This is a genomic window from Pseudogulbenkiania subflava DSM 22618 (assembly GCF_900177275.1).
GTDB classification, from domain to species: domain Bacteria; phylum Pseudomonadota; class Gammaproteobacteria; order Burkholderiales; family Chromobacteriaceae; genus Pseudogulbenkiania; species Pseudogulbenkiania subflava.
This window is the reverse complement of sequence record NZ_FXAG01000034.1, coordinates 19,786-27,254: the sequence shown is the minus strand read 5'-3', so window position 1 is coordinate 27,254 and position 7,469 is coordinate 19,786. Positions and strand designations below refer to the sequence as shown.

The window sequence follows — 7,469 nt, the reverse complement described above, 5'->3', positions numbered from 1 at the left end:
GCTCGTGAGGCTTGATCCTATCATTTGAGTGGCTTGGGCCACGCGGTGAATAGAGTGTGCGACGTACGATCGATTACCCAATTCGAAATGGAAGCCAACCGGCTTCCAGGCTTCTTCTAGTTTGTTGACAGTTTATGTCTGGCGGCCTTAGCGAGGTGGTCCCACCCCTTCCCATCCCGAACAGGACCGTGAAACGCCTTAGCGCCGATGATAGTGCGGCCTTGCCGTGTGAAAGTAGGACACCGCCAGACTCCCCTTGCAGACCCCCAGTGCGAACGCACTGGGGGTTTTTGCTTTGCGTGGCCGAAACCCCGTGCAGCCCTGCCGCCGGGCGGCGGCCACCGCGTCTCCCCATCCTCCGCATCACGGCAAAGAAAAAGGCCGAATCACCGGCCTTGGCGTTGCATTTCCTGTTCGAGCAATTCGGCCTGCCGCAGCGCCGCGCGCCGCAATTCGGCTTCCGGCACCCCGGCGTATCCCAGTACCAGTCCCCGGCGCGTCGCTGGCCCCCAGAAATGCCGTGCCAGCGGACGCAGCCATAGTCCTTCGCCCGCGGCGCGGTGCTTCTGAGTGTAGAAGCGTCGGTGAGTGGCTGGCGGCTTCGATATCAGCATTATCCTTTGTCATTCCAGCTCACTTTGGTCGAGCAATCTCTGCAACCGGGTGTCGCGCTCGCCCGGGCAGTTTTGTGCGGCAACTCCTGTACCAACACCGTTCAGCCAGCCCGGAAAGGCGGTGCTGACCGAGCCGTTGCTCCTTTTGCCACTCAGAGCAGCAGGGATTTGGCCCTCTCCTGGTGGGTGAACTTGACCTGGATTCCTGCTGGGTACTCATCGGCACCATCTCTTCCCGGTGGGCAAAAAAACACCCCGGCAAGCTAGCTTGCCGGGGTGTTGTCGTTTGCGACGCGCGACGCGATCAGCTGATGCGTTCGATCTGGGCGCCGACGCCGTTGAGCTTCTGCTCGATGTGCTCGTAGCCACGGTCGAGGTGGTAGATGCGGTCGACCACGGTTTCGCCATCGGCCAGCAGGCCGGCGATCACCAGCGACGCCGAGGCGCGCAGGTCGGTGGCCATCACGGTGGCGCCGGACAGGCGCTCGACCCCCTTGACCACGGCGGTGTTGCCTTCGATGTCGATGTTGGCGCCCATGCGGTTGAGTTCCGGCACGTGCATGAAGCGGTTCTCGAAGATGGTCTCGGTCATCATCGCGGCGCCGTCGGCGATGGCGTTGAGGGTCATGAACTGGGCCTGCATGTCGGTCGGGAACGCCGGGTAAGGCAGCGTGCGCAGGTTGACCGACTTGGGGCGGCGCTTCATGTCGAGCGAGATCCAGTCGTCGCCGGCTTCGACCACGGCGCCGGCTTCGACCAACTTGTCGAGGATGGCGTCCATGGTGAGCGGCGCGGCGTTGCGCAGTACGACATGGCCCTGCGTGGCTGCGGCGGCGACCAGGAAGGTCCCGGCCTCGATGCGGTCCGGCATGATGGCGTGATCGGCGCCATGCAAGGCTTCGACGCCTTCGATCACCAGGCGGTCGCTACCGATACCGCTGATGCGGGCGCCCATCTTGTTCAGGCACAGGGCGAGGTCGGTGACTTCCGGCTCGCGCGCGGCATTTTCCAGGATCGTGGTGCCGTCGGCCAGAACCGCAGCCATCAGCAGGTTCTCGGTGCCGGTCACGGTGACCATGTCCATCACCACGCGGGCGCCGCGCAGACGTTTTGCCGTGGCCTTGACGTAGCCGTGTTCGATGGTGACGTCGGCTCCCATCGCGACCAGGCCCTTGATGTGTTGTTCGATCGGACGGCTGCCGATGGCGCAGCCGCCTGGCAGGCTGACGGTGGCCTCGCCGAAGCGCGCCAGGGTCGGGCCAAGCACCAGGATGGAGGCCCGCATGGTCTTGACCAGCTCGTAGGGGGCGACCAGGTTGTTGATGCCGGCGCCGGTGATCTCGACCTCGTGAACGTTGTCGGTCATGACGCGTGCGCCCATGCCCTGCAGCAGCTTCTGGGTGGTGGAGACGTCGCGCAGCATCGGTACGTTGCTGAGCCTGAGCGTGTCGGCGGTCAGCAGGCTGGCGCACAGGATGGGCAGGGCGGCGTTCTTGGCGCCGGAGACGCGGATTTCGCCGTTGAGCGGGCCGTTGCCGCGGATGAGCAGTTTGTCCATGAGTTAGAGCCTGTGGTGAACCGGCATGCGAGCCGCGCCAAGTGGCCTGCTGGGGCTGGCTTGGCGTGGTCGCGCAGGTCAGAGTCAGTCATTGGCCAAGCGGGTAGCGCCACGGATTGCAAGCGGGACGCTTGGCCTTGGGTGAGACGACACCATCGCACGGCGATGTCGCGCCTCGTTAAGCCGTGACCGCAAGGCGGCGCGAGAGGCGCCCTGCGGTGTGGTGCCGCCAACGCGGCGGGGCTTGGGAGCAGCCAGCTTCTAGCCTTGCTGTTTTGCCCACTCTTCCGGTGTCTGCGCCTTGACGATGGAGAGCGCGTGGATCTCGTTGCTTTGCAACTGTTCCTTGATCACTTCCTTGACCAGGCGGTGCCGGTCGATCAGGCGCTTGCCGGCGAAGGCCTCCGATACCACGACGGCGTAGAAGTGGTGGCCGTCGCCTTCCACCTCGAGATGGGTGCAGTCGAGACCGGCGGCGATGTACTGTTTGACTTGTTCGGTAGTAGCCATGCTGTGTGATCCTTGCGAACTGTCCTAGTGTCTGAGCTTGTAGCCACGATGAAGCAGCCACAATGCCAGAGCGGACAGCAAAATGAAACTGGTGCCGACCACGCCGAGCGACAGCCAGGGGCTGATGTCGGCCTGGCCGAAGAAACCGTAGCGGAAGCCATCGATCATGTAGAACACCGGGTTGACGTGCGACGCGGCACGCCAGAAGCCCGGCAGGCTGTGGATCGAGTAGAACACCCCGGACAGGAAGGTGAGTGGCATGATCAAAAAGTTCTGAAACGCCGCCAGCTGGTCGAACTTCTCGGCCCAGATGCCGGCGATAACGCCCAAGGTGCCAAGGACCGCCGAGCCCAGCAGGGCGAAGATCAGCACCCACAGCGGGTGCGTGGGCAGGCCGAGGCCGAACCAGGACGTCACCAGCAATACGCCGGCGCCCACCGCGAGCCCGCGCACCACCGCGGCCAGCAGGTAGGCGAAGAAAAACTCTAGCGCGGTCAGCGGCGGCAGCAGCAGGAACACGATGTTGCCGGTGATCTTGGATTGGATCAGGCTGGACGAGCTGTTGGCGAAGGCATTCTGCGCCATCGACATCATCGCCAGGCCGGGGATCAGGAAGGCGCTGTAGCTCACCCCGGGGTAGGCTTCGACGTGCTTCGACAGCACGTGGGCGAAAATCAGCTGATACAGCAGCGCGGTAAGCACCGGCGCCGCCACGGTCTGGAAGGAGACCTTCCAGAAGCGGACGAGTTCCTTGCGGAACAGGGTGAGGAAGCCCTGCATCAGTTGGCCCCCCCTTGCATCATATTCACGAAGACGTCTTCCAGATCGACTTCGATCATGCTCAGTTCGCGCACCTCCACGCTAGCCTGGCGCAGTGTTGCCAGCACGCCCTCCAGCGCGCCGAGTTCGGGCAGGCGCAGGATGTGGCGGCCGTCTTCCTGGCGCAGCCGCAGCGCCTCGAGACTCGCCGGCAACTCGGACGACAGCTTCAGGGCGACGTCGCGCTCGTTGCTGCGCGCGAGCAGCTTGTCCTTGGTTTCCAGTGCGACCAGGCGGCCCTTCTTCAGCATCGCGATGCGGTTGCACAGGGCCTCGGCCTCTTCCAGGTAGTGCGTGGTGAGCACGATGGTATGGCCGGCGTGGTTGAGTTCCTGCACGAAGCTCCACAGGCTCTGGCGCAGCTCGACGTCGACGCCGGCGGTGGGCTCGTCCAGCACGATCACCGGTGGACGGTGCACCAGCGCCTGGGCCACCATCACGCGTCGCTTCATGCCGCCGGACAGCGCGCGCATGTTGACGTCGGCCTTGTCGGCGAGGCCGAGCTTGAACAGCAGCTCGTCGAGCCAAGCGTCGTTACGCGTCAGGCCGAAGTAGCCGGACTGGAAGCGCAACGTCTCGCGCACCGTCAGGAAGGGATCGAACACCAGTTCCTGAGGAACCACCCCCAGGCTCTGGCGAGCCGCCTTGTAGTCGCTGACCACGTCGTGACCCATGATGCGGATGGTGCCGCTGTCCGGGCGCGTCAGGCCCGCCATGGCGGAAATGAGCGTGGTTTTGCCGGCGCCGTTGGGGCCGAGCAGGGCGAAGAATTCGCCGGGTTCGACGCGGAAGCTGACGTTGTCGAGGGCCTGCAGTTGGCCGAAGCGTCTGCTGACCGCGGAGATGTCGATGGCCGGGACCATGGGGGCTGGGGATCGGGTAAAAGGTGACAATTATACTGCCGGCTTAGGGGTGGGGGGGAAGTTGTTCCAGCACCTCGGGCTTGAACAGTCCGGCGTAGAGGCTGGACAGCAACGCCGGGGTGTCGCGTGCGAGGTCGAAGCGTTGCGAGTCGGCCAGCCAGATGCGCAACAGGCCGTCGTGCAGCGCCTGCAGCGACTGTGCCGCCATCACCGGCTGGACCTGCGGCTGCAGCTGCCCGCGTGCCTGCGCTGCCAGCAGGATCTGGGTCAGGGTGGAGTGGGCCTCGCGCATCTTGGCGATGCATTCGTTCTGGACCGGGGCTAGCTCATCGACATGCTCGGTGCGCAGGAAGATCACCTGCAACACCCGCTGCAGGCGGGCGTCGAGGGTGACCGAGCGCAGCAGGCTGTTGCTGAATCTCCACAAGGCCGCCGCCGGGTTGTGCGCGGCGCCGGCCTTGAGTTCGTCGAGGTGGGTGTCGAAGTTGGGGATGATGCGGCCGAGCATGGCACGGTACAGGTCGAGCTTGTCCTCGAAATGCCAGTAGACGGCACCCCGGGTGAGGCCGGCGGCGCTGGCGATGGTGGCCAGGGTGGTACGGGAAACGCCATGCGTGCTGAACAGCGCCTCGGCGGTATCCAGGATGCGACAGCGGGTTTGCTCGGCTTCTTCTCGGGTGCGACGTGCCATGGTGCTCGGTGGTTTGATACAACCGCCGAGTTTAACGGCCGGCCGGCGATTAGCCTACTGGTTATAAGGGAAACGCCACGCTTTAGCCGTACGGCATGGCCGAGGGGCATCGAGGGTCGCGGCGGCGAGACGCGTCAGCGCCGCCGCCGTCGGCAGGTTGGCCGAAGCCCGGCACGGCGGGTTTACAGCGGGGCCGAAGCCTCGGCCGGTGTCGGCGCCATCAGCTGGTCGATGTCGAGATTTTCGTCATCGGACGGCGCCTTCGGTAGATCGGCGCCGACCTGTTTGGCGCGTAGCTGCAGGTAGGCGTCGCGTATGTAGGAGTAGGGGTCGAGGGCCGCTTCGTCCACGGTTTGTTCCAGGCCGAGCAGGCGCGCACGTGTGTTCACGCCATCGAGTACGGTGCCGGCAGCCAGTTGGGTGTGGGTCTGGAACACCACGCCGGGTTCGGGACTGGCAGCGTACGTGGTGGCCGTGCCCAGGCCATCGCGCACGGTGGAGGGCCCCAGGAGCGGCAGCACCAGGTAGCTGCTGTTCTTCCAGCCCCAGCTGGCGAAGGTATCGCCGAGCGTGGTCTTGTTGTTGGCGAGGCCGGCCGGGGTGGCGATGTCGATCAGGCCGAACAGGCCGAACGTGGAGTTGAGCGCCACCCGCATCACGTCGTTGGTGGTCTTCTGTGCATCGGCGCGCAGGGCGTTGTTGACGGCGCTGTAGGCATCGCGGATGTTGTCGAAGAAGTTGCCCACCGCGATGCGCAGCGGCCGCGGCGTGACGGTGCGGTAGCCCTCGGCGACCGGTTTCACCACGGCGCGGTCGGCCGTGTCGTTGAAGCGGTAGACGGCGCGGTTCATCGGCTCGAGCGGGTCGAGCGGTTCGTGCGGATTGGCGCAGCCGGCCAACGCGATGCTCAGTAGCAGCAGGTGAGCGGTTTTCATGACAGATTCCCGGAAGGGCCTTGCAGCAGTTCGTCGAGTCCGTAGAGGCGGGCCAGGCTCGCCAGGGTGGGGGGCAGGGTGCCGATGCGCAAGGCGCGGCCGCTTTGCCGACCATGCCGCAGCAGCTCCAGCAGCAGCGCCAGCGCCGCCGAGTCGGACGCGGTGACGCCGGACAGGTCGATTTCCTGTGCCGCGCTGCCGTTCAGCTGGCGCTTGAGCTGGGCCAACTGGGCCGCAGCGGAGTCCATGTCGATCCGGCCGGCCAGCTGCAGCCGGCCGGGAGCGGCCGTATCGTTCATTACGCCCCCGTGCCTTTGGCCAGGTTGTCGTTCTTGCTGCGCAGCACCTTGATCAGGCCGTCGATGCCGTTCTTGCGGATCTCTTCGTTGAACTGGTTGCGGTACACCGTGACCAGGCTGGCACCCTCGACGCTGACGTTATAGACCTTCCAGCCCTGCGGCGTCTTGTACAGCGTGTAGTCGATCGCCACCGGCTTCTTCTCGCCGTTGCTGGGCAGCGTCACTTCCGACTTCACCGTGGCTTCGCGACCATCGTTGGCGAACACGGCGTTCGGCTTGACGTCGACCTGGGCATTCTTGAAGCGCGTCATGGTGGAAGAGTAGGTGCGCGACAGCAGGCTCTGGAATTGTTGCGTCAATTCGGTCTGCTGCTGCGGGTTGGCCTCGCGCCAGCCGCGGCCGACCGCGAGCGCCGTCATGCGCTGGAAGTCGAACTTCGGCACCACCAGTTTTTCTACCTGGTCGCGGATCTTGGCGGTGTTCTTGCCATCGTCCTGCTTGATCAGGTCGAGCACTTCGCGCGAGGTACCGCGCACCATGTCGACCGGGGAGTCGGCGGCCAGCGCCGGGACGGACAGGCCCAGCAGCATGGCCAGGCTAACGAGCAGTTTTTTCATGATTGTTCACGCTTTATGACAGGTCATGGGTAAGCCGGAGGGAGGGGCGGCCTTACTGCGCGCCACTGCTACCGGCGGGGCTTCCTTCTTTGGCAGGGCCTTTTTCGGCAAAGTTCAGCATGAATTTGCCGATCAACTGCTCCAGTACCAGCGCCGACGAGGTCAGGTCGATGCGTTCGCCGGGCTTCAGATTGTCCGGGTCGCCGCCCTGTACCAGGCCGATGTACTGCTCGCCGAGCAGGCCGGAGGTGAGGATTTCGGCACTGGTATCGCGGCTGAACTGGTAGCGCTTGTCCAGCGACAGCGTCACCTTGGCCAGATAGCGCTGGGTGTCGAGCTCGATGCTGGCGACGCGGCCGACCACCACGCCGGAAGACTTCACCGGCGCCTTGACCTTGAGGCCGCCGATGTTGTCGAACTCGGCGTACAGCGGGTAGCTGGCTTCGGCGCTCTGCGGGGTCAGGTTGGCCACCTTGAGCGAGAGGAAGGTGACGGCGGCAATGCCGATGGCGACAAAAATGCCGACCCACAAATCAATCGTCGTGCGTTTCATTCGGTTATTT

Annotated in this window: 10 protein-coding genes and 1 rRNA gene; 1 reads left to right on the top strand and 10 read right to left on the bottom strand. The window is 64.7% G+C overall.

Annotation, left to right across the window (positions count from 1 at the left end):
* The first annotated feature begins 137 nt into the window (after window positions 1-137).
* Window positions 138-251: ribosomal RNA gene (rrf, locus tag B9N72_RS20010) — 5S ribosomal RNA — on the top strand.
* Window positions 252-386: 135 nt separating this feature from the next.
* On the opposite strand, the gene B9N72_RS20005 is transcribed toward rrf, so the two are convergent.
* From B9N72_RS20005 to mlaD, 10 genes are all read right to left on the bottom strand, one after another.
* On the bottom strand, window positions 387-614 hold the full coding sequence (locus B9N72_RS20005; RefSeq protein WP_085277930.1) for a hypothetical protein: 228 nt from the start codon (window positions 612-614) through the stop codon (window positions 387-389).
* A 304-nt stretch (window positions 615-918) separates the two neighbouring features.
* A complete protein-coding gene (gene murA, locus B9N72_RS20000) occupies window positions 919-2,172 on the bottom strand; it encodes a UDP-N-acetylglucosamine 1-carboxyvinyltransferase (RefSeq protein WP_085277929.1) in 1,254 nt (417 codons plus the stop codon).
* A gap of 261 nt (window positions 2,173-2,433) precedes the next feature.
* Window positions 2,434-2,682, bottom strand: a complete 249-nt coding sequence (locus B9N72_RS19995) for a BolA family protein (RefSeq protein ID WP_008955914.1) — start codon at window positions 2,680-2,682, stop codon at window positions 2,434-2,436.
* Window positions 2,683-2,706: 24 nt separating this feature from the next.
* Window positions 2,707-3,462, bottom strand: a complete 756-nt coding sequence (locus B9N72_RS19990; protein ID WP_085277928.1) for an ABC transporter permease — start codon at window positions 3,460-3,462, stop codon at window positions 2,707-2,709.
* Window positions 3,462-4,364, bottom strand: coding sequence for an ABC transporter ATP-binding protein (locus tag B9N72_RS19985; RefSeq protein ID WP_085277927.1), 903 nt, complete (start codon window positions 4,362-4,364; stop codon window positions 3,462-3,464). Before B9N72_RS19985 ends, B9N72_RS19990 begins: the two co-directional genes overlap by 1 nt.
* Window positions 4,365-4,407: 43 nt before the next feature.
* On the bottom strand, window positions 4,408-5,055 hold the full coding sequence (locus tag B9N72_RS19980; RefSeq protein WP_085277926.1) for a TetR family transcriptional regulator: 648 nt from the start codon (window positions 5,053-5,055) through the stop codon (window positions 4,408-4,410).
* Between the two features lie 182 nt (window positions 5,056-5,237).
* The gene (locus B9N72_RS19975) at window positions 5,238-5,990 is read right to left on the bottom strand and encodes an MlaA family lipoprotein (RefSeq protein ID WP_085277925.1); all 753 of its coding nucleotides are present in this window, start codon (window positions 5,988-5,990) and stop codon (window positions 5,238-5,240) included.
* Window positions 5,987-6,289, bottom strand: a complete 303-nt coding sequence (locus B9N72_RS19970) for an STAS domain-containing protein (protein ID WP_085277924.1) — start codon at window positions 6,287-6,289, stop codon at window positions 5,987-5,989. The genes B9N72_RS19975 and B9N72_RS19970 overlap by 4 nt, the downstream gene beginning before the upstream one ends.
* Window positions 6,289-6,906: an MlaC/ttg2D family ABC transporter substrate-binding protein gene (locus B9N72_RS19965; RefSeq protein WP_085277923.1), complete on the bottom strand. Its 618-nt coding sequence runs from the start codon at window positions 6,904-6,906 to the stop codon at window positions 6,289-6,291. Before B9N72_RS19965 ends, B9N72_RS19970 begins: the two co-directional genes overlap by 1 nt.
* A 52-nt stretch (window positions 6,907-6,958) precedes the next feature.
* Window positions 6,959-7,459, bottom strand: a complete 501-nt coding sequence (gene mlaD, locus B9N72_RS19960) for an outer membrane lipid asymmetry maintenance protein MlaD (protein ID WP_085277922.1) — start codon at window positions 7,457-7,459, stop codon at window positions 6,959-6,961.
* Between the last annotated feature and the right edge of the window lie 10 nt (window positions 7,460-7,469).